22 protein-coding genes are annotated in these 21,920 nt (G+C 36.2%); 8 read left to right on the top strand and 14 right to left on the bottom strand.

All coding sequences use genetic code 11. The features are described from left to right. The first annotated feature begins 67 nt into the window (after nt 1-67). From ACRDEC_RS04780 to ACRDEC_RS04760, 5 genes are all read left to right on the top strand, one after another. Nucleotides 68-1,033: a KpsF/GutQ family sugar-phosphate isomerase gene (locus ACRDEC_RS04780; RefSeq protein WP_431497185.1), complete on the top strand. Its 966-nt coding sequence runs from the start codon at nt 68-70 to the stop codon at nt 1,031-1,033. Next, the gene (gene tatC, locus ACRDEC_RS04775; protein WP_431497184.1) at nt 1,033-1,854 is read left to right on the top strand and encodes a twin-arginine translocase subunit TatC; all 822 of its coding nucleotides are present in this window, start codon (nt 1,033-1,035) and stop codon (nt 1,852-1,854) included. The genes ACRDEC_RS04780 and tatC overlap by 1 nt, the downstream gene beginning before the upstream one ends. Next, on the top strand, nt 1,838-2,185 hold the full coding sequence (locus tag ACRDEC_RS04770) for a carboxymuconolactone decarboxylase family protein (RefSeq protein WP_431497183.1): 348 nt from the start codon (nt 1,838-1,840) through the stop codon (nt 2,183-2,185). Before tatC ends, ACRDEC_RS04770 begins: the two co-directional genes overlap by 17 nt. An 83-nt stretch (nt 2,186-2,268) precedes the next feature. Then, nucleotides 2,269-3,009: an LPS export ABC transporter ATP-binding protein gene (lptB, locus tag ACRDEC_RS04765; RefSeq protein WP_431497182.1), complete on the top strand. Its 741-nt coding sequence runs from the start codon at nt 2,269-2,271 to the stop codon at nt 3,007-3,009. Nucleotides 3,010-3,018: 9 nt separating this feature from the next. Then, nucleotides 3,019-3,420, top strand: coding sequence for a DoxX family protein (locus ACRDEC_RS04760; protein WP_431497181.1), 402 nt, complete (start codon nt 3,019-3,021; stop codon nt 3,418-3,420). On the opposite strand, the gene ACRDEC_RS04755 is transcribed toward ACRDEC_RS04760, so the two are convergent. Both ACRDEC_RS04755 and ACRDEC_RS04750 read right to left on the bottom strand, forming a co-directional pair. Next, nucleotides 3,413-4,252 carry a glycoside hydrolase family 25 protein gene (locus ACRDEC_RS04755; protein WP_431497180.1) on the bottom strand — a complete coding sequence of 280 codons (840 nt, stop codon included), beginning with the start codon at nt 4,250-4,252 and terminating at the stop codon, nt 3,413-3,415. The two genes, ACRDEC_RS04760 and ACRDEC_RS04755, sit on opposite strands and share 8 nt — an antisense overlap. A gap of 3 nt (nt 4,253-4,255) precedes the next feature. After that, nucleotides 4,256-4,969, bottom strand: coding sequence for a CDP-alcohol phosphatidyltransferase family protein (locus ACRDEC_RS04750; RefSeq protein ID WP_431497179.1), 714 nt, complete (start codon nt 4,967-4,969; stop codon nt 4,256-4,258). Between the two features lie 195 nt (nt 4,970-5,164). Here ACRDEC_RS04750 and ACRDEC_RS04745 point away from each other — a divergent pair, with 195 nt between their 5' ends. Both ACRDEC_RS04745 and ACRDEC_RS04740 read left to right on the top strand, forming a co-directional pair. Continuing rightward, a complete protein-coding gene (locus tag ACRDEC_RS04745) occupies nt 5,165-6,157 on the top strand; it encodes a PorV/PorQ family protein (RefSeq protein ID WP_431497198.1) in 993 nt (330 codons plus the stop codon). A 12-nt stretch (nt 6,158-6,169) separates the two neighbouring features. Further along, nucleotides 6,170-7,273, top strand: coding sequence for a DUF4105 domain-containing protein (locus ACRDEC_RS04740; RefSeq protein ID WP_431497178.1), 1,104 nt, complete (start codon nt 6,170-6,172; stop codon nt 7,271-7,273). A 9-nt stretch (nt 7,274-7,282) separates the two neighbouring features. Here the strand turns inward: ACRDEC_RS04740 and ACRDEC_RS04735 are convergent, their stop codons facing one another. The 6 genes from ACRDEC_RS04735 to ACRDEC_RS04710 all read right to left on the bottom strand — a co-directional run bounded on the left by ACRDEC_RS04735 (nt 7,283) and on the right by ACRDEC_RS04710 (nt 14,598). After that, nucleotides 7,283-8,674, bottom strand: coding sequence for a sugar transferase (locus ACRDEC_RS04735; RefSeq protein ID WP_431497177.1), 1,392 nt, complete (start codon nt 8,672-8,674; stop codon nt 7,283-7,285). Between the two features lie 81 nt (nt 8,675-8,755). Continuing rightward, complete coding sequence (locus tag ACRDEC_RS04730) at nt 8,756-9,766, bottom strand: glycosyltransferase family 4 protein (protein ID WP_431497176.1); 1,011 nt, start codon at nt 9,764-9,766, stop codon at nt 8,756-8,758. Beyond that, nucleotides 9,738-11,081: an O-antigen ligase family protein gene (locus tag ACRDEC_RS04725; RefSeq protein ID WP_431497175.1), complete on the bottom strand. Its 1,344-nt coding sequence runs from the start codon at nt 11,079-11,081 to the stop codon at nt 9,738-9,740. Before ACRDEC_RS04725 ends, ACRDEC_RS04730 begins: the two co-directional genes overlap by 29 nt. 16 nt (nt 11,082-11,097) lie before the next feature. Continuing rightward, nucleotides 11,098-12,219 (bottom strand): glycosyltransferase family 4 protein, encoded by a 1,122-nt coding sequence (locus ACRDEC_RS04720; protein ID WP_431497174.1) that lies wholly within the window; start codon nt 12,217-12,219, stop codon nt 11,098-11,100. Beyond that, nucleotides 12,204-13,253: a glycosyltransferase family 4 protein gene (locus ACRDEC_RS04715; RefSeq protein WP_431497173.1), complete on the bottom strand. Its 1,050-nt coding sequence runs from the start codon at nt 13,251-13,253 to the stop codon at nt 12,204-12,206. The genes ACRDEC_RS04720 and ACRDEC_RS04715 overlap by 16 nt, the downstream gene beginning before the upstream one ends. A 7-nt stretch (nt 13,254-13,260) precedes the next feature. Beyond that, entirely contained in the window at nt 13,261-14,598 is a 1,338-nt protein-coding gene (locus ACRDEC_RS04710) for a glycosyltransferase family 2 protein (RefSeq protein ID WP_431497172.1), read from the bottom strand. Between the two features lie 68 nt (nt 14,599-14,666). Here ACRDEC_RS04710 and ACRDEC_RS04705 point away from each other — a divergent pair, with 68 nt between their 5' ends. Further along, nucleotides 14,667-15,254 carry a hypothetical protein gene (locus tag ACRDEC_RS04705; protein WP_431497171.1) on the top strand — a complete coding sequence of 196 codons (588 nt, stop codon included), beginning with the start codon at nt 14,667-14,669 and terminating at the stop codon, nt 15,252-15,254. On the opposite strand, the gene ACRDEC_RS04700 is transcribed toward ACRDEC_RS04705, so the two are convergent. The 6 genes from ACRDEC_RS04700 to ACRDEC_RS04675 are packed head-to-tail and all read right to left on the bottom strand — an operon-like array spanning nt 15,204 to nt 21,918. Further along, nucleotides 15,204-16,247 (bottom strand): exostosin domain-containing protein, encoded by a 1,044-nt coding sequence (locus ACRDEC_RS04700; protein WP_431497170.1) that lies wholly within the window; start codon nt 16,245-16,247, stop codon nt 15,204-15,206. The genes ACRDEC_RS04705 and ACRDEC_RS04700 overlap by 51 nt on opposite strands. Nucleotides 16,248-16,257: 10 nt before the next feature. Then, nucleotides 16,258-17,151 carry an FkbM family methyltransferase gene (locus ACRDEC_RS04695; RefSeq protein ID WP_431497169.1) on the bottom strand — a complete coding sequence of 298 codons (894 nt, stop codon included), beginning with the start codon at nt 17,149-17,151 and terminating at the stop codon, nt 16,258-16,260. Then, on the bottom strand, nt 17,129-18,313 hold the full coding sequence (locus tag ACRDEC_RS04690; protein ID WP_431497168.1) for a glycosyltransferase family 4 protein: 1,185 nt from the start codon (nt 18,311-18,313) through the stop codon (nt 17,129-17,131). The genes ACRDEC_RS04695 and ACRDEC_RS04690 overlap by 23 nt, the downstream gene beginning before the upstream one ends. Further along, nucleotides 18,310-19,485 carry a glycosyltransferase family 4 protein gene (locus ACRDEC_RS04685; RefSeq protein ID WP_431497167.1) on the bottom strand — a complete coding sequence of 392 codons (1,176 nt, stop codon included), beginning with the start codon at nt 19,483-19,485 and terminating at the stop codon, nt 18,310-18,312. Before ACRDEC_RS04685 ends, ACRDEC_RS04690 begins: the two co-directional genes overlap by 4 nt. Next, nucleotides 19,485-20,858 (bottom strand): asparagine synthase-related protein, encoded by a 1,374-nt coding sequence (locus ACRDEC_RS04680; protein WP_431497166.1) that lies wholly within the window; start codon nt 20,856-20,858, stop codon nt 19,485-19,487. Before ACRDEC_RS04680 ends, ACRDEC_RS04685 begins: the two co-directional genes overlap by 1 nt. Further along, on the bottom strand, nt 20,845-21,918 hold the full coding sequence (locus ACRDEC_RS04675; RefSeq protein WP_431497165.1) for an acyltransferase family protein: 1,074 nt from the start codon (nt 21,916-21,918) through the stop codon (nt 20,845-20,847). The genes ACRDEC_RS04680 and ACRDEC_RS04675 overlap by 14 nt, the downstream gene beginning before the upstream one ends. Nucleotides 21,919-21,920: the final 2 nt, after the last annotated feature.

Below are 21,920 nucleotides of genomic sequence, written 5' to 3'. Positions count from 1 at the left end.
TATATAAATTTGCACAACATAAAGATACAAATTTCTTTTACATACACAAATTTAAAACTTTTCTGTTTTGATATCAAAAGAAAATATTTTGGCCTCCGCCAAAAAAACCATTCTATCTGAGAGTGAGTCTGTTGCAAAGTTAGCCCATTATCTTACTGATGATTTTGCCAAGTCTGTCGAATACATTTTTAACGCAAAAGGAAGACTGGTTGTCACAGGAATAGGAAAAAGTGCAATTATAGCGCAAAAAATGGTTGCCACTTTCAATTCTACAGGGACACCATCTATGTTTTTACATGCTGCAGAAGCTATTCATGGAGATTTAGGAATGGTGCAGCCTGACGACGTTGTAATTTGCATTTCAAAAAGCGGTAATAGCCCGGAAATAAAGGCATTAGTACCATTATTAAAAAGATATGGAAATCCGTTAATTGGAATCACAGCTAATCTGACCTCTTATTTAGGTAAAGAATCCGATGTAGTCATTAATGCTCATGTAGATCATGAATCCTGTCCAAACAATTTGGCACCTACAAACAGCACAACAGCACAGCTGGTTTTGGGAGATGCTTTAGCTGTTTGCCTGATGGAGATGCGAAACTTTAGAAGTGAAGATTTTGCCAAATACCATCCAGGCGGTGCGCTGGGAAAAAAATTATTACTTCGCGTGACCGATATGCTCGACAGAACACACAAACCGATGGTGAATCCAAATTCATCTATAAAAGATGTGATTGTAGAGATTTCAGAAAAACGATTGGGCGTTACTGCGGTAATTGAAGACAATAAGTTAATCGGAATCATCACTGATGGCGATATCAGACGAATGTTAAATAAAACAGAAACGATTTCAGGGCTTACTGCCAAAGAAATCATGACCATTAACCCAAAAACCGTCCAATTGAATTCAATGGTTGTGGATGCGTTTAACATTCTGGAAGATTTCTCCATAACACAACTCGTTGTTGAAGATAAAGATGAATATGTGGGTATTCTGCATTTACATGACATTTTAAAAGAAGGAATTATATAATGGCAAAAAAGAATAAAAGCGAAATGTCGTTTTTAGAGCATCTTGAAGAATTAAGATGGCTCTTAGTAAGGAGTACTATTGCGATATTAATTGCATCAACGGCTGTATATTTTGTCAGCGATTATATTTTTGAGACTATTATTTTTGGTCCGACACATCCTAATTTTTATACCTATCGTTTTTTTTGTGAAGCATCACATTATATAGGTTTTGCGGATAGCATCTGTATTGAAGAATTGCCTTTTACCATACAAAATACCAGCATGGAAGGCCAGGTTAATGTTTTTGTATGGACCTGTATTACTGCCGGTTTTATATTGGCATTCCCTTTTATCTTATGGGAATTATGGAAGTTTATCAGTCCTGCTTTATACGAACACGAACGTAAAAACGCTAAGCTTTTTATATTTATTGCTTCTTTTTTATTTTTCCTGGGCGTTTTGTTCGGCTATTTTGTTGTAGTCCCTATGTCCGTCAATTTCGTAGCTACTTTTTCAGTCAGTGATGTGGTGAAAAATGAATTCAATTTAGAATCTTACATTGGTATGATAAAAACTTCTGTTATTGCCAGCGGACTGTATTTCGAATTACCAATCATCATTTACTTTTTAACCAAATTAGGTTTGGTTTCAGCTAAATTCCTGCGTACTTACAGAAAATACGCCATAGTAATTGTATTGATTATCGCAGCTATTGTAACACCTCCTGATGTAGTCAGCCAGGTTACAGTAGCGATACCTATGTTAATAATTTACGAAGCCAGTATAGTTTTATCAGCTTTCGTAGCTAAAAAAGACAGACAAAATGAGCAACTTAGTTAAAGAATTCAATGATTATCGTTCGAAAATGAATGATAAATTATTAAGCGACAACAATAAAGTCATCAAAAGAATTTTCAATTTAGACACCAACACCTATGCGGAAGGTGCTTTGGATGTAAAAACAAAAGAGCTTCTGGGCTTAGTAGCCTCGGCCGTTTTACGTTGTGATGACTGTGTTAAATACCACTTGGAAACAAGTTACAAACTGGGTGTTACCAAAGAAGAAATGATGGAGACCATGAGCGTTGCGACTCTTGTTGGAGGAACAATTGTAATTCCTCATTTGCGCCGTGCCTATGAATTTTGGGAAGCATTAGAAGAAAATAAATAATTGTTAATGTGTTGATTTGGTTATTTCTTTATTCGTTTATTTGTTTAAAAATCTAACTGTCAAAAATACAACGAGCTGAAAATATGATTTTAAGAGCTGAAAATTTAGTAAAAACCTATAAGGGACGTAGTGTTGTAAAAGGGATTTCCGTAGAAGTAAACCAAGGGGAAATCGTAGGTTTACTAGGTCCGAACGGTGCCGGAAAAACAACTTCTTTTTATATGATTGTAGGTTTGGTAAAACCAAATTCAGGAAATATTTATCTTGACGACAGAAATATTACTGATTTCCCAATGTACAAACGTGCACAGAACGGAATTGGATATTTAGCTCAGGAAGCCTCTGTTTTCAGAAAACTGAGTATTGAAGACAATATTTTAAGTGTTCTGCAGCTGACTAATTTAACCAAAGCAGAGCAAGTAGCCAAAATGGAATCACTTATTGATGAATTCAGTTTGCAGCACATTCGCACCAATCGAGGGGATTTATTATCAGGTGGTGAGCGAAGAAGAACTGAAATAGCACGCTGTCTTGCCACTGATCCGAAATTCATCTTGCTTGATGAACCTTTTGCCGGTGTTGACCCCGTTGCGGTAGAAGACATTCAAAGAATTGTAGCCCAACTGAAAAATAAAAATATCGGGATCTTAATTACCGATCACAACGTTCAGGAAACTTTAGCAATTACAGACAAAACATATCTGATGTTTGAAGGCGGAATCTTAAAAGCCGGTGTTCCTGAAGAATTAGTAGAAGATGAAATGGTCCGCAGAGTGTATCTTGGTCAGAATTTCGAATTGAGAAGAAAGAAAATAGAATTTTAATCATTCCCAATGAAATCATTCCCATTCTTATCTACACCAAAATGGCTGTCAATCCTTCAGATCGCTTTGAGCTTATTTATGATGGCACACGGAAGCATTAGAATTTACGCTGGAACAGTGGATGGTTTCGGAAGTTTTTTAAACGAAAACGGGTTTTTCATTGGGCGAATACTGGCGTGGGGAATTACTTTTTTTGAAATCGCAGGAGGAATTTTACTGTTACTGAATCAGTTTAGAAAAATAATCTGCTTTATTTTTATCCTTCAATTGCTAACGGGAATTATTTTGGTCCATGCGGCCAATGGCTGGTTTGTGGTTGGTTATTCGACAGGCGGAATGGAATACAGCGTTTTACTCATCTTATGCTTTTTCCTTGTTGCTTCAAATCAGAATCAAAAAGCTGTTATTTAATCAGGATTTCTTTCAAACTTACTGAGGTTCCGTTGTAAATATTAGCATCAACCCTTCCCTTTATTCCATCTGCTTTGGCATTTTCAGAAATCTGCCAGATAGACCACTCGTCATCAATATCTTTGTAAAATGAAGTATAACTGGCAATCCAGAAAGGATATTCTTCAAAATCATCTCTTAAAAAATCAGTATAATAACTTTCGCTCGAATAAATAATAGGTTTTACACCGTAGTGCTTTTCTACAATAGTCAACCATCGTTTTAAACCAATTTTCAACCGTTCGATGGATTGTTCTTTAGGAAGTTTTTCAATATCTAAAACAGGCGGAAAATCACCTTCTACCAAAGTAACATTTTTAATAAAATTATTGGCTTGCTGAACTGAATTTTCGTTAGGACGATAATAATGGTAAGCACCACAAATGAATTTCTTTTCCTTGGCTTTCTTCCAGTATTTTTTAAATTTAAAGTCAGCTCTGTCATTGCCAACAGTGGCACGGATAAAAACAAATTCAATTGGATAACCACCTTCCAGTTCTTTGACTTTGCTCCAGTCAATTTTATCCTGGTATTCGGAAATATCAATGCCAAAAGATTTTTCAATGTGTGTGTCCAGTACTTTTTCCAACGGAACCAGACGGGTTTCGGCATATACTATTTTATCCGTTTTAAAGCCAAGATAATACGCTAAAGCATTTTTTTGGCTATATAAAACCACTGAAAAAAGGAAGATAAAAACAATTCCGTAGAAAATGCCCGATTGAAAAAAAGAGGATTTTGGCTTGCTTTTAGCTGATTTTCCTGAAACTGGCTTCTTCTTTTTGACTGCCATAGATTAATGCGCCTTTTTAGTCATTGCATTATTGATTACCGAAAGCAATACATAAAACACAATCACCATAGGTATCCCCAGATATCTGAAAACCAGAAGAAAAATCAAAGATGCAGCTAAAAACAAAATCTGCAATGCATTCTTTTTGAAGGTAAAATTCTTGATTTTCAGTGAAAACAACGGAATTTCAGCATTCATAATGTAAGCACTTATTAAAGCAATCACTATCAGCACTAAAGGATCCATCAGCGCACTAACGACCAAAAGAGATTCAGAATTGGAAAGGATAAGCGGCAAACTCAAAATAAACAATGCATTTGCCGGTGTTGGCAAACCTATAAAAGAATTTGTCTGACGTGTGTCTATATTAAAATTAGCCAATCGATAGCAGGCTCCAAGTGTTACAATAAATCCAAGATAAGGAACCGGGCTGTTCAAATTAAAATCAAGATTATTTGTCAGCAATTTAAACATTACATACCCAGGAACAACACCGCTGGTTACCATATCTGCCAAAGAATCCAATTGCAATCCCAACGGGCTGGAAACTTTAAATAATCTTGCAAAAAAGCCATCAAAAAAATCCAGAAATATTCCCAAACAAACAAAATAAAAAGCAATTACAAATTGACAATCACTTACAAAAACCAAAGCAATACAACCACAAAGCAAGTTCAATAATGTGATAAAATTAGGTATGTGTTTTTTTATATTCATCGGAAAATAGTTTGGATTATTGATTCGGCAAATTTAGCACAATAAGTTTATACATTTCAGAGTTTATTATATCAGTTTTTTATTTAATCTTTGCCTAAAATTATTTTTCCATTGAAAAAACTAGTCTTTCTTTTATTTATACTCTCTTCCGGCTTAATTCAAGCACAAACTATTCGTAAATATTCAAATGAATTTATGAACATTGGTGTTGATGCCCGAGCTTTTGGTATGGCAAATGCAATGGTTGCTCATACAGCCGATGTTAATTCCGGTTATTGGAATCCTGCTGGTTTATTAAAGATTGAAGATAGTGAAGGTTCATTAATGCATGCCAGTTATTTTGCTAATATCGCCAAATACGATTATGCCGGTTTTGCCAAAAAAATAGACGAGCGAAGTGCTTGGGGAGCCTCTATCATACGTTTTGGAGTTGATGACATCCTAAATACGACCGAATTAATTGATTCCAACGGAAATATCGATTACAATCGTATCAGTTTGTTTTCTACTGCTGATTACGGATTTACGTTTTCATATGCCCGAAAACTGCCAATACAAGGATTTCAATACGGCGTAAATGCTAAAGTAATCAGAAGAATTATTGGGGATTTTGCCAGTTCTTGGGGATTTGGATTTGATATTGGTCTTCAGTTTGAAAAAAATGATTGGCAATTTGGATTGATGGTTCGCGACATTACGACTACCTATAACATCTGGAATATTGATGAAGAAGAATTTCAGAAAATAAAAGACGCACAAACCCAAAATCCACTTCAGAATCAGGATTTACCTGAAAACAGTGAAATCACATTACCAAAAGCACAATTGGGAATGGCTAAAAAGTTCGAATTTCATAACGAAATGACTTTATTGGCTTCTGCAAATCTGAATATGCAATTCCAGCAAACCAATGATCTTATCTCAACAAGTGTTGTGAGTATTGATCCGGCCATAGGATTTGAAGGCGGTTATAACAATCTGGCTTTTCTAAGAGTTGGTGTTGGGAATTTCCAAAAAATACAACAATTAGACGGCTCCGATAAAACAGGATTTCAGCCTAATTTTGGTGTTGGATTCCAATATAGAGGCATTTCAGTAGATTATGCCTTGACTGATTTAGGAAATCAAAGTGCTGCTTTATATTCTAATGTATTTTCATTGAAAGTCGATTTGAGTATTTTCAGATAAATTCATTTCAAAATGAGTAAAAAATTACTTTTTCTTTTCTTTCTTTCATTTTCTTTAAACGGGTTTTCTCAATACTCGCCAATTACTGAAAATACAAAAGTGAGCATTCTTACCGTCGATGTAGCGGATGAATCACACACTTTATACGGACATACAGCCTTGAGAATTCAGGATGCAACGAACCATTTTGATGCAATTTACAATTATGGCATGTTCGATTTCAGAACGGAGAATTTCATATTAAAATTTGCAAAAGGTGATTTGCAATATTATGCAGCCTCTTATTCGTATGACGATTTCGAATACAGTTATCAAATAGAAAACAGATCTGTTTATGAACAGTCGCTAAATATTTCTTTAGCAGAAAAACAACAGATATTCGACAAATTAAACACTTCTATAAATTCTGAAGATCGGTTTTATACTTATAAATTCATTCACAGAAATTGCACAACCAAAATCATTGATGTTGTAAATTCCGTTTTGAAAAACAATCCCATCAAAAACACGTTACACAAAGAAGAAAGCTATAGAGACGTCCTGTTTCCATACGCAAACAACCATTTTTACATGCAATTGGGGATTAACATTATTTTCGGAAGCAAAGTAGACGATCAGGCAGCAACATTATTTCTTCCATTGGATTTAATGAACGTTTTGGAAAACACTTCTTATAATAACAAACCGCTTGTTTCTGAAATCAAAACAAATTTCAAAGCAAACAGAACCTCAACATTTTCTTTTTTAGACAGTATTTATTCTTTAATTATTGTGTTGGCGTTATTTGTTATTTTGAATAAAAAAGCTGCAAATTGCCTTTATTTTTTCATTCTTGGGCTAATTGGATTGTTATTTTCTACCATTGGCCTGTTTTCTTTCCACGAAGAATTATTGTGGAATTACAATGTGTTGCTTTTTAATCCGCTGTTTCTACTACTCGTATTTTTTATACTCAGAAACAATACAAAATGGGTTAAAAAAATCAGTTTAATCAGTTTGCTGTTCTTAGGAAGTTATGTGGTTTACATGTTTTCTAAAGTACATTTGATTATTGTTTTACCTTTTGTTTTGGCTACCGGAATACAATTAGCACGATTAGCTTTTAAGAAAGCATAACAAAAATGCTTATTGTCCGCGGTAAAATAAGACTGTACTAATTGTTTTTACTGTAATGCTTAAATCCAGAAAAACGCTTCGGTGTTTGATGTAATATAAATCATACTGCAGCTTAATCAGACTGTCTTCAATTGTTTCTCCGTAAGAATAATTTACTTGAGCCCAACCGGTCAATCCTGGTTTTACCACATGACGAGTTTGATAGAAAGGCATGATCTCAGCAATTTCCTTTACAAAGACAGGTCTTTCCGGGCGAGGACCTATAACAGCCATGTCGCCTTTCAATACATTGATAAATTGAGGAAATTCATCTAATCTTGATTTTCTCAAAAATTTACCAAAAGGTGTTATTCTGGAATCATTTACTGTTGCAAATACTGCTCCACCTGATTCGGCATTAGTAACCATCGACCGTAATTTATATATTTTGAATACGTCTCCGTTTCTACCAACTCTTTCCTGAGTATAAAACAAAGGTCCTCTGTTACCAATAGCGTTACCAATTAAAATGAATGGCAAAACGACAAGCCCGACAAGTAACCCTGACAAAACAAAAAGAATTTCAACAATCCGAACCAACATCAGATACAATTGGTTATGATTGCTTCTGGAAAAAGGAAAATATTTATAAAAATCACGAGCAACATACTGTACCGGAATACGCTGTGTGATGCTTTCATATACTTGTGTGTATTCTCTAACGATCAATCCGTTTTCAAGAAGTCTGATTAACTTATTATACAAATCGACTGTAATTCCTTCTGTTTTTTGAGAAGCAATTACGATTTCGGATACGTTATTCTTAATAATAAACTCTTCGATTTTACCCAGTGAAATAGATTTAATCGATTTAAGAGAACTGTTGACATCCTTTACCCCTGAATTTACATAACCAACAATTTTATAATGCGGATCAACAGATTGCAGACCTTTTACTAATTCCTGGAGCTCATCATTTTCGCAAACAAGGATTACGCTTTTCAAAAACCGGGTCGAGGCAAAAAATTTAACATATAGAAAACGCCATAGCAGCAATGCCGATAAAATAGCAAGATAAAACAGTAAAATTTGCAATCGGTTTTCAGGTAAAGCCGGTGTAAAAAACGGAGTCAGAAGATACACCAATACTGTAGAAGTACTGGCTAACACAACACTTTTGGTTATCTGAAACTGATTACTCGCTATCTGGAGATTGTACATTTCGAAAACCGTACCGAAAAACGAGATATACAAAGACAAAACAAGTGTCCAGTAAAAATTAGTCGTTGATATTTTAAAATAATGAAAATCGAAGATACTTCCCAGTAAATGCAACAGTATCAAAACAAAAAATACATCAAAAATCCTGAGAAGAATTTTTCTTTCAGAAATCTCAAAATGTATTTTTCTTCCACTATTCATAGGTTACTTATTTTAGGGCAAAAATAATGAATATTTAAGGCAATAAAGAAAATAATCATGTGCAATAATCTGCTTTAATGACTACTTTAACAATACTCCCCATTCCTTTTTTACAATGGTCCAATCCCAGCGTCGTGCTTTTGCTCTGGCATTGGAAATTATTTTTTTATTTAATTCGAAATCTTCTACGAGTCTGATTACGGCTTCGGTCATGGCGTGAGCATCACTATCTTTGGTAAGTAAAGCCTCTTCAGTATCTTTCAAAAGAAATGGAATTCCTCCTACGCTAGTGGACACAATTGGCATTCCCAAGGCCATTGCTTCCATAATACTTACAGGAGTGTTATCAAAATGGGTCGTATTGATGAACACATCGTATTCTTCAGACAAAGTAATCCATTCTTTTTTAGACAATTTCCCTGTAAAAGTAATATGCTTAACTCCTATTTCAACAGCATACTCTTGAGTTATGGCAAGAGATCCATCTTTATCAGGTCCCACCATACACAAAGAAGCACCATCATATTTTTTCTGTAATTCCCGGAGTACATCGACAGCCATTTTAGGATTATAAATTGATGCAAAAGCCCGTACCCATAATAATTTCGGTTGTATTACCTGCCTGTCTTTAAAAGGATAATCTTCTATCTGGAGTATATTTGGAATAAAAACCAGGTTAGTATATCCTTTATTCTTAAATGCTTCCAAAAGATAGGGCGATGGGGCTACATTCTGATAAGCGTTACCAAACAGCATTTGGCAGAAAAGCGGATTCCTGACTAAACGATTGGGTAAATTTCCGCCGTGCAGAATAGGGATATACGGTATTTTGAACAAACGGCACAATTGACCTGTTGCAAAAGCATACCAAAAACTGGAAGTACTGTAGGTATCTATGAGAACGTAGTCCGCCTTTCTTTGGCAAATAACGGCCCAAAGCATATCGACTAACCGAAAGAGCAACATTTTTTGAGAGGAAGCATAAGCAATGTTATAACCTTCCTGTTCCAAAAGCGGCCCAAGCGTTTCTATCGTGGTTTTGTTTAGCCCGTGGGCAGACAATTTATTCCCTATGTACAGTAGCTTTTTCAACAAGTATAACTTTTAATAAAGTAAGTGAATAAATAAAAGCCGGTGCAGCTATACGCATAGCGGCATGATTGATTGTAAGCAGCCAGAAAATAAAAAAAGACAGTAACAGGATATGCTGTTTATTGTTAAAATAAAAGAGCAAAGGCGTAACAAGCAGCGTAATCAGACCCAAAATACCCAGCATACCGTGTTCAGAAAGCATTCTGGTAATTTCGTTATGCGAGGCCGACTCTACTCCAATCATTTCCTTTCTGATTTCTTTACTTTTACCTACTCCGATACCTGTAATGGGGTTTTCTAAAAACATTTCAAACTCTGAAGCCGCCAATTCCTCTCGCCCGGAAAATTTGCTTGCTTTTTCTCTTCCCAAAGCATCTTCTCCCTTATAACGATTTAAGATAAGCCCTCCGGTTTGAGAGACACTATACGCAAAAACGCCCATTCCGAAAACAACCAGAAAAAAGCCCACAATATTAATTTTAAATCTTCCTCTCAGGGAAATAAAAGGATAGACAGCAAAAAGCAGTACTATAATCATAGTAAGGCCTGTATAAACACCTCCCCTGGAAAAAGTGATAAGTCCTCTGTAACTCAATAGGAGTAAAAAAAAGACATTAAAAACCGAAACGAAGATATTTTTTGAGAAAAACAACAATCGTACAAAAACCAGAAACATTCCTAATCCCAATATGGTAGATACCTGATTAGGGCCAAATCCGCCTGAAGTAGCCGAATTGGAATCAGTTCCGGTAACCACATCCCGAATATTTGGATTATACAGAAAAAGATAGATCAGCATGGCAGCAATGGGATACAACATCCATCGGCTCAGCTTTTCGAAATCGCTCAGAGTAAAGGGTTTATCAACTACATAGATACTGGATATAGCCAGACAAATTGGCCCCAGGACATTAAAAACAATGGCCTTTCGGATATCGACTTCAAAACTTAAATTCAAAGCCCCATAAATAATGCCCGGCAGCAGGAATAAGAGAAAGAACCAAAACGGAATGCTTTTTTTCGAAATCCCTTTAAAGTATATTCCCAATAACATGAAAATGATAACGCCGTATTTGGCAAATTCATTCCCTATATTTCCTTTGGTCATCCTCAAAAATACTTCGGCTCCAACCAGGTAAGCTGTCCAGAAAAGCACTTCGTTATTTTGGTTTTTTCTTTTAATAATGAAGTAACATCCGCCAACCAGGATGAGTACTGAATAAACTACAGCAAACGGACGAAATACGAAAAGAAGAACACCTAACAACAGATGTAACAGTACAACATTTAAATAGTTGTTGGTCCTGATTGGCATATTTTTTATTTTTTCATCAATTAAACAATTGTCTTTTTAATTGATCTATATAATTATCAAAAGTAAACTTTTCTGCTAACTCTAAAACGGTTACTGACATTTCTTTTAAACGCAATTCGTCTGTTTGTATTGCTTTATTCAGAACCAGACCATACGGATTATCGGAATTGATGTCCCATAAAAAACCATTTTCCTCAGTAATATAATGTCCTATGCTTCCTACATTGGAAGCAACCGGGATAACCCCATAACAGGCTCCTTCGGCAATTGCTTTCGGGAATCCTTCCGAATTGGATGGCAACAGCAGGAAATGGGATTCTGACAACAAAGCATGAACATTGTCTTTATTCAGAAAACCATGAAAAACCACTTTATCTCCCAAAAATCCGGCGGCATTTTGGTACGCTTCTTTTCCAGGTCCATCTCCAATAAGATGTACTTTTTCAATTGTATCCAAAGGAATACTTTTCAACGCTTCAATAATTCTGTCTATTCCTTTGGCTGCTTCCAGTCTTCCAACAAAACAGAATGTAAACGGAGGTTGGAAACTTTTAGTATCTGCAATTGTTTTTCCTTTTTTAATATCCTCATTGGATAAGCAGGGATTTTCAAAGGAAAGACAGTGTTTCGGCTGGTTCTCCCAAAAACCGTTAATGGTTACTTTTGTATGCTTTGCTTTTAGCAGAATATTTTTCTGTACTCTGTAAAAAAAAGGCAATGTAGAAGAATCCCAGCTTCCTGCGAACTTATTCCACCATATCTTATTCCGAATCAGGAAAGAAATTAAAACGGCTATAAAAGCAGGATGAGAAGGTGCTCTGGTATGTATCACATCCGCTTTGAATGCATTTTTGAGTATAACAAAAAACATTTCCGGATAACGGAAAAGTATATTTAGGGAGGAGAAAAGGGTTTTCCCGCCAACTTCTTTTAATAAAATGACGCTGACTTTTTCAGATGCGATGGCTTTCATTGATAAATCCCCTTTTTTATCAGGACGATTAAAACCAATCCAGACGATTTCATCAAACAAAGGTTCGAAACTTTCCAACTCATTTACCACTGGGCCGAAAGCATAATATTTCCCGTCTTCCAGAAAAATTGCTGTATCAGATACTATTGTTAGGTTTTTATACACTGGTAAATCGCTATAAGTTTTTTGAAATAGGGTTCTTTTCCGAAATGCTGTTCGAACACTTCTTGCATTTTTGCTGTATCTGCTTTTTTGGACAACAACATTAAAATCCTTTCCGACCATTGGTTGCTGTCGAAATTAGCTATGAAATACTCTGGAAAATAGGGCTTGAGTATTTTTGAAACCTCGCCCGTTTCGTAAGCCAAAAAAGGCAGTCCTTGTGCCAGATATTCTATCAGTACTAGCGGACCAGTCTCGTATAATGAAGTATGCAGCCCCAATTTTGCCTCTCCTAAAAGGGATTGAACCTCATCGCAGCCGGTTTCAAATTTAATGTTTTTACTCGTTATCGCATCACTCAATACGGCATGGTATTTAACATCTTGCACTTTCCCAACTAAAAGGAGTGAAAGCTGCAGTTTTTCGGCTAATTGAAGGGCAAATAACTGGTTTTTATTTTCTTTAATATTAGAAACCAATAGCAAATCATACGCTTTTGGCTTGTCCGTTTTTTCTTTTGTTTTTTCTTTAATTATGATATTTTCCAACAAAAAAGAATGATCCTTCCTGATTTTCATCGCTCCTATACTCCATTCCACTAAAAGAGTACTGACCCCAATATAAAATTCCGGTTTGAGGATGGAGTTAAAGAAAAGTGGCACTTTCTTATTGACTGCAACAATCCCGTGATGGTCCTGAAAAATGATTTTAGTCCTTTTCAGCAAAAAAAGTCTGCTTATTAATCTGATATACCTGTAAACATGGCTGGAATGACAGTGAACAATATCAAATTTCTTTAGTATCAGATAACATTGAAACATGAATTTCAGGCTCCATTTATTTGTTCTTCCAAGTTCCAGAAAAGGAATCTCTACACGCATATTTTTTTGTAAAACACCTCCTGACAATAGAAACAAAGCGGTTACATCCTGCTGATTCTCGTATAGAATGTTACACATATCTACGAAAACCTTTTCGGCCCCACCGACATCCAAAGTATCTATAACCTGAAGTATTTTTATGCTTTGCGCTGTCATTTCTCTTTTATGGTTTTGTTATTTTCGGTCCTTCCTGAAGTTTTGCCGTTGCCAATTGCCAGGATTTCATCACCTGAAAACAAACTAAAGGTAAAACGAAAGGCACCATAAAAAACGACAGCAATTTGAGAAAACGATTTCCTTTGAACTTATAAGGCACTAAGGACGGCAAAATAGAATGCAGAATAAACCATCGGGAAAGAGAAGTACCAAAATACTTTCGGGACAAATACAGCACGCTCGGCACTGGTCTTGGCCCGAATAATTTTTTAGGGCGCCATCCATCCCAGCTTCCCATTTGGCGCAAACCTCCTTCACTTACTTTTAAATGAATTCGCTGTGCTTTATAATTGGAAATATTCTTATATCCAGCTAAATAAGCCCGTATTCCGTATTCCCCATCTCCCATTCGCTGTTTTTCAAACTGCCTGTCGAAAAGCCCGATTTGATGAAAAATACTTTTTTTAAGCAATACATTGCCTGTATCGAGCTGGTCGCTCCATCGGAAGTAACTGTAATGCTTAGGTACTTCGGCACCGACTGTACTGATGGAAACTCCTGAAGACAGATCTGCCTTAAAGTAATCCAGTGTTTTAAGATGTTCTTCAATCCAGTCTTCTTTAATTAATGAGTCGTCATCATAGAGCAGAATATAGTCCCCTTTTGCCGATTGTATGGCTTCGTTTCTGGCACGCCAAAGTGCTTTTTCTTCCTGAAACCAATATTTCAAATCCAGTTTCCAGCCTTTATAAAATGTTTCCTGAAAAGCATCCGTTTGGTCGACAATGATAACTTCAAAATTCTTATAGGTCTGATTTTCTAAATCTAAGAGTACGTCTTTCAGGTATTGGTAGCGATTTAAAGTAGGGATAACCACAGAAACAAAAGGTTGAGAAGCAATCAGCGTACTTTGAAAATCAGCATAATCAGGATAGGTTACTGCTTTTTGAGAATAATCGACCCTTTTTACTTTGCGGGTTTTTAAAAAACCATTCCATTCAGCAAATGGATTGTGGAAAGTAATCAATCTTAATAACAACACATAATACACCCAAGCCCTGTGGAAATTTTTACGCAGAAAAACATACTCATCATGCACCGGAAGTTTCACTTTTTGCCAGATATCAAATCCAGGCAGGCCTTTTTTGCTGATAAAACCTTGCTGGAAAGCTGTCCATGCCAAATCCCTGACCTTTGCTTCCTCTGTTTGGTATTGAAAGTCTTTTTGTAGTGCATACCCTTCTTCTTCCAGCTGTTTTTCTGTGAGAAAATAACCGAAATCAGCTGATGGCCTTACGTTAAAATACCAAATAGGTTTTAAATATTGTAAAAAATTAAATATCATCGATTCATTTATATATCAGTTGTATACTCCTTAAGACTTTGCTTCCGTGCTGATGGAATATCCTATGAATGCACGCTGCAAATCTAAAAATAAAGTCATCCTATTCAAAAGCAAAATCGTTTATTCTGAAAAGAAACTTATTCGCTCTTAAAATAAAACTTCTTGTTATTAAAATAAAACCCCTTGTTCTTAAAACAAATCTTCTTGTTATTAAAATAAAACTTCTTGTTATTAAAATAAACCTTCTTGTGCTTAAAAGAAATATTCTCCTTCTTAAAACAAACCTTCTTGTACTTAAAAGAAATATCCTTCTTCTTAAAACAAACCTTCTTGTACTTAAAAGAAATATCCTTCTTCTTAAAACAAACCTTCTTGTACTTAAAAGAAATATCCTTCTTCTTAAAACAAATATTCTTGCACTTAAAAGAAATATTCTCCTTCTTAAAACAAACCTTCTTGTACTTAAAAGAAATATTCTCCTTCTTAAAACAAACCTTCTTGTACTTAAAAGAAATATCCTTCTTCTTAAAACAAACCTTCTTGTACTTAAAAGAAATATCCTTCTTCTTAAAACAAACCCTTTTACCCTAAAAACAAGGCTTCTATTAATTAATCATTTCCAACATCCCTTTTACAGAAAGCGTTTCTTTCCATAGTTTTCGATTCTCCAATTGCTGTTGGATAAACTCCTCATTACTCATTCCCTTATGAAAATCACTTACAATCTGAGCTATTTTCTTTCTGTCCTTCCATTCTATCCAGACTACATGCTTTTTCCAGTTGATTTTATCTTCAAACGGCAACAGGCAATCGGTATTCACAAAAACAGGTATTTTGCCCATCATAAGCGTTTCGTAAAACCGCACCGAAAAATTCCCGGCACCGCGAGCACATAAAACATAATCCGATTGCGCAATATTAGTATAGTATTCGAGCGTGGTTTGGGTGCGTTCTGCTTCCGTTTGTGCCCCAGCCCGATAATGATTCCGGTAAATAAAATTGGTCTTTACCAAATTCGAATCTTTAAAAAAAGACAGCAACATGGCCCTTTCGTAAGCTGAAGCAAATAAAGGTTCCCAGTCGTTACGGAACGGATTTTGAAAAAACCTCTTTGCGTTTTCCCTCACGCATTTAGCTATTTCCTTGAACCGTTTTGAAAGCGAAAGCGTGGCATGACCGCAGAAACCAATGACTGGCAGTGGTGTTTTTGCAAGCGGTGTTATAGTGTCCTGTTGGAAAAGCCGTTGAAAATGATCTGACAATCCTACTGGAAAACCCTTGTTATTTGCACTTAATTGGGATCGGAATCCGCTCATCCTGAAATAGGTAATTTGTGAAAATTCAGGAAAAGCCATGCCAAAATCCCCACCTACAGTAGCGTATGCTTTTTTATTCCATTGCTTACAATCCCGGTTTACGGCTTCTATCTCCTTAATTTTTCCTTTTTTGACGTAATAATTAATGGAAAAAGGAAGAAGGACAATATCGGCATCAGCCATGACATCTACCCTTCTGATGATCGGATCAGATTCCTTCTGGTGTTTAAAATTCCAGTCCCAGCCTTTTTCGTTAAAAAACGGTCTGGCAAGAATAAACAACTCGCGTTTGTCTGTTACCGGATATGCTGTATGTGGGATATAAATTTTCAATGGTATGCGGTTAAAATTTCCTGCCTCTGATAGTAATCAGGTCGGCTTTTTTCAATCGGTTGGTTACAAATTCTTCGTCTCTGATAAAAATGGTATTGAATTGGGTCTTATTGTAGCTTTTAAGTTTTATCAGTTGCCTGTTAGCGACATCGTAAGCAAAAGGTTTGAAACCTAATTGTAGAACTTCAGCATATATTTCATCATCGGAAACACCAAATTTTTCTCCGGATCCGTTCAATTCCAAAATGAGTACCTTAAGTCTGTCGTCTTTCAGCACAGTCATTCCGCCTTCCAAAGCCTGTTTCTCATGCCCTTCCACATCAATTTTTATAGCTAAAGGCACTTGTTCATTGAGTATCGAGTCGAGAGACAAAACAGGAACCTGGACGGCATTCTTATACCTTTCATTTACAATCCTGTCCATTGTTCCTTTATCGGTTGAGAAATACAATTTTCCATCGAAATTAGAAACTCCGATATTGAAAGGGCTGATTAATTCTCCTAAGTTATTCAATTGAATTTGTTTCTGCAGTTGTTTGTATGTTTTTGGCACTGGCTCAATAGCAATTGACTTGCACCCTTTTATCCCCGATAACAATAGTGAGAAATGACCCAAATTTGCCCCAACGTCTAAAAAAGTATCCTGCTTTTGAAGGAAGTGCAATAAAAAAAGAGATTCTTCAAATTCATAAACTCCGAAGTAGATATTCCCGACAATTCCTGCATCGCCTTTTCTGGCAATAAATTTTAGGCTTCCAATCCATTTGTACTGGATTTCATTAAAAATCCTGTTTTTGATATTGAACTCTATGTACTTGTACAATCCTTTAAACTCATCCCCATTTGTAACGGGGTGCGATTTGAACTGTTTGTATCTGTTTTTAATTTTTCTGATAATCTTCATAAAATCTGACAAACTGTTTGATTTGTTCCTGAATCGAAAATTCTTTCCTGATCCTATCTGCTGCGTTTCCGGCAATTGTTCGCTGTTTTTCTGCAGTTAAAGAAGCCGTATTGCAAATCGCTTCAGCCAAAGATACAGGATTTCTTTTGGGAACTACAAAACCGGTAACGCCGTCGAGTACATTTTCGGATAATCCTTCCGCGTTGCTGACGATACATACTTTGCACATGGCCTGCGCTTCCAATACTGCGTTACAAAAACCTTCCTGAATACTGTATTGCAAATACAAATCACAGGTTTCGAGTTTTTCCCGCACTTCTTCCGAGGTTAATTTTCCGGCAAAAACGACATGGTCTTTCAAACCCAATTGGTACGCTGCAAACAGTAAACGTTCCTTTTCAGAACCATCACCAACAACAACATATTGGAAAGAAAATCCTTTTGCCTTTACTAATGCCAGGGCTTCAAGTGTATATTCTATTCCTTTAATCCAATGCAGACGAGCTACAGTAACTATCTTAATTTCTTTACTATCGTAAGGTTGATGATTATGAACTGAAAACTTTGCGATATCGATGGCAGGCGTGATTTTTACAATTTCATCAGCCGCGATACCCTGAGCTGTCAAACCTTTTTTCATACTCTCTGAAAGCACATGATACGTAACTTTTTTAGAAAACAGGACAGTATAGCAATCAGGTGTTTTTACAGGATACACATAATAGTCAAATCCTCTGAAACTCACTGCCATTTTAGCTTTTATCGCCTGAGCTATATTCTCTCTTTCCAAAGCCATGGTTCCGAAACCAAAATGAAGCCAGTCTAATTTTTTGGAAAGCAAATGACTGTTGGCGGCGATACGTTTTATAATAGAAAACATAGAAATCCCGTCTTTTCTATCCAAACGACAGAACCGAATGACCGCTTTGCTATGGAACAACAGTAGGAACAATTGAAAAAACGCATTTATAAATCCACCTATTGAACTTCCGGTCCATTTTGGAGCAGCAATTACTTTGGCGCCTTCAAACGAAGACTGACTCGTTTTAGCATGTACAAAAAGAACTACTTCGTGCCCATGCGACTGCAGACCTTTTATCTTATTTACGAAAAAAGTCTCAGAGTAAGCAGGGACGGCTGGTAAAACTAAACCTATTTTCATAGCAATTTGTCTAAAACGGTTTGATATAAATCTTCCATATCAGCAATCATTTTCGGGTAAGAATGCCTGTTTTCTATGCTGTTTCTGGCTGTCAGACACATTTTGTGGTAATCCGTTAAGGACAATCCGGCAACTTTTTGAATCGCAGCAGCCATTGCCGCCGGATTACGCACTGGCACTAAAAATCCGTTTTCGCCATCTGTAATTACCTCATGCATTCCTCCGCAATCAGTAGAAACAACCAATGTTCCCAGTGCCATTGCTTCGAGTACCACATTTGCGATACCTTCTTCTACACTGGAAAGCAATACAATATCGGCACCCCGAATGGTGGGAAGCACAGAATCAAAAGGAATCTGACTTACAAAATGAACATCCGAATCCAACCCGAGCTGTGCTCTTTGGATAACCAGCTCTTCATTGGCTTCAATGCCAATAATCGTGTATTCAAATTCGAATTGCTGTTGTTTCAAAAGGGAAAAAGCATCCAAAGCATACTCATATCCTTTTACCCAGTGAGAACGCCCAATGGAAACTATTTTTAGTGGAGTATTGATTTTATCCTTAGAAAGGAAGGTTAGTTTTTGAAAATCGAGGCCGCTGTAAACCGTTTTTATTTTATTGCGTTCGGCACCATAGCGTTCGGCAATAACTCCAATGGCATTGGATACTGCATGAAAACCATCGATTCTTGGAAAGATCTGACGATATAAATTGGCCCAATAGTCATCACCGACCGGACTGATGGTGATGTGTGTACCTCGCAAACTTGTGATTAGTTTTATTCCGAATTCCTGAACCCAAATCCAATCGCCAACACTTTTAGCCCATTGAAGATGGAATATATCCGGGTGATGGTATAAAACGGGATAGTACTTTGCTTTATTGACAATTGTATTCTTTTTTTGTTGGGTTAAAATACGGTCCAGTTTTTTTTTATTGCGGTTTTTAAATAAAATCAATACGATGGAATAGTAGATAAAGTGCCACGATCTTCCGTATTTATTTTTGCAGCCAACTATTATTACTTTTCCGGAGTATTTTTTTCTTCGTTTCAGCTGTCCGAAAAGATACAATTCATGACCGGAAGCAGCAAGGCCTTCAACCAGGCGCTCCACAAAAGTAGTCGAAGGAATTTCTCCTGAATATACCGCGATTTTTTTTGGAACCATTATAAATTTTGCTTTGTGAACAAAGAAAGGGTAAGCAGCATACTCACCGGGTGAGAATAATGCACTGAATTTCCTTGAGTAAACTTATGATAAAAATCGGACACAACCTCAGCATCAATAAATTTTGAAAAAGCCGGATGATCAAAAAGCCACTGTTTCATATTACTGTCATTGCTGTCACCAACAAACTGCAATTCCCAGTTACGCTGAATTAACAGCTGAGATGACATGGTCCGTTTTAGCTTATCGACTATTTTATAAGGTAAATTCCAAGGTCGTTTGTCCCATTGGTAGTGGTATAAATTGAACGGTCTGTGCTCTTGCCACGTAATTTTGGCCAAAGCTGGCATTCTCATTTTCAGGTATTCAATCTGGATTTGACGTCCTGCCAGGTATTTTTCAGGCACAGTACAGATGAATTCGCATAATCGGTTATCATAATATGGCAGTGAAACAGGTCGTTGACTCTCAAAAACAGACAGATTCGTGCTCGTCCATCGAGGAGCCCAATACAGACTTTTGAACGCTCGGATTTGAGCATTGGCATTGTTTGGGATATTAATTTCTTTCAGTAAATTTTCTATCCTTTTATTCAGATAATCGTTAAAGTTTCCATCCAATTTCCATGATTTCCATAACGATTTAGCCAGTTCCATTCCGCCTTTCTTGATGATTTTTTTAGAAATAACCTTCACTTGGTCTTCCAGAGGTAGATCATCTGGAACTCCCATATCATCAAATAAAACATCACCCCAATGCCCTAAATTAAAAACCTCTCCCATTTGAGCATAACGTTCTATGAAAGCCATTTGGCGTGGATGCGTAAATTCAGAATAACAACCATTGATTACAGCTAATTGCTCTATTTTATTCCATAAATAACCTTTAGGTACTTTCCAATCCTGAAAAGAAAACCCGCAGGCTTGGGCTATTTTTTTACTGTAATAGGTTTCGTCATGACCACCTTCAAAAGCATAACTGTACGCTTGCACTTTGTTTCCTAAGTGGTATAATGCTGCGGCCTGAGTTCGGCTGTCCAATCCTCCTGACAGAGGCAAAATTACTTTTTTATCTCCAATTCCTTCTTTGATAATCGTTTCAAACAAAATAGCAAATTCCTGAACAATTTGGCTTAAAGGCCGTTCAACCGGATTATAATGCCATTTAAAATAAGGAGTTGCAGTAACCACAACGTCATTCTCAATATGGTATTCGTGTGCCGGTTTTAGTGTTTTCTGTTCTTTATAATAGGTATCTTCATCCAAAAAAAAGCCGGTAGCGGCAAAAACACAAATTGCCTGATGATCGAGCGTTGTTTTTTTGCCGACGAATGTTGGCTTATGTGGAATGATTGGTGTTTTACAGTTTTTCATTTCTCTTTAAAAAAGCATCACGCCAGACTAAAAATTTTACTTCAACAAAATAATAGGAAACAACGGAACAAACCAAAATTCCAATAAACTTAAAAATTAATGGAAAATCCCAGGAATAAAGCCAAATCTGTTGCCATAAATAAATAGAATAACTCCACAAACCTACGGTAATCATGACTTTATTGTTTAATAATCCGGATGTTATTGATTCTTTCGGAAAGTGTACAAGTATCATAATGATAATTCCTACACAGATATTTATAGTTGTTAATCCAACTAAATTATACAGATAACGTGGCTTCAATCCAAACATTTCTACCACTTCCGGACTGTTTAATACCATTATTAAAAGTACAATTAAAAATAAAAGGCCAATCTTATTTTTGAAAAAAAGAAACCATTTATGGTGCTGTATATCTTTCCCTTTTATTGCCAGTATGCCCCCAACTGCCAAAGCATCAGCAACTGTTTCGAAAGAACGATGATTTGATCCTTTAAGAATGTCAGGAATAAAATCAAAATACAGGTAGGAAATCCTGATAATGGGTACAGCGAGAATAATACCAATGAATACAAACAGTAATCTTTCTTTTTTTAGAATTTTCTTATTTACGAAAACAAAAAGCAATGCAATTAAAATATAGAACTGTTCTTCTACAGCCAAAGACCAGGTATGCCCAACAAACCATTGCGGAAAGGCCCAATCAGACCTAGGCTGGTAATTTACCAGAAAAAGAGGAGCTCTCCAGAATTGGGGCCATTTGAATATATTTAAAAAGTTTAGGACCAGGAAAAGAACAATCAAATAGGTATAGTATGCCGGAAATATCCTGAAGATTCTTTTAAAGTAAAACATTTTTACACTAAATCTGTTTTTTTCAACATCTCTCAGCAGGATTTGGATAATCAGGTACGAAGAAATGATAAAAAAAACATTAACTCCTAAATACCCGACATTAATTAAAGAAGGTCTGAAAGCATGGTCATAAATGACAAAGAATATAGATATGGCCCTAAGTCCGTCTAAGGAAGGTATTCTTTTAGTAATTTCTTTATTCATAA

Origin of the sequence: Flavobacterium sp., from assembly GCF_050696275.1 — a bacterium.
In the GTDB taxonomy this organism is placed as follows: Bacteria; Bacteroidota; Bacteroidia; order Flavobacteriales; family Flavobacteriaceae; genus Flavobacterium.
The sequence above is the reverse complement of the archived record's forward strand: the minus strand, read 5'-3'. Positions and strand labels throughout refer to the sequence as shown.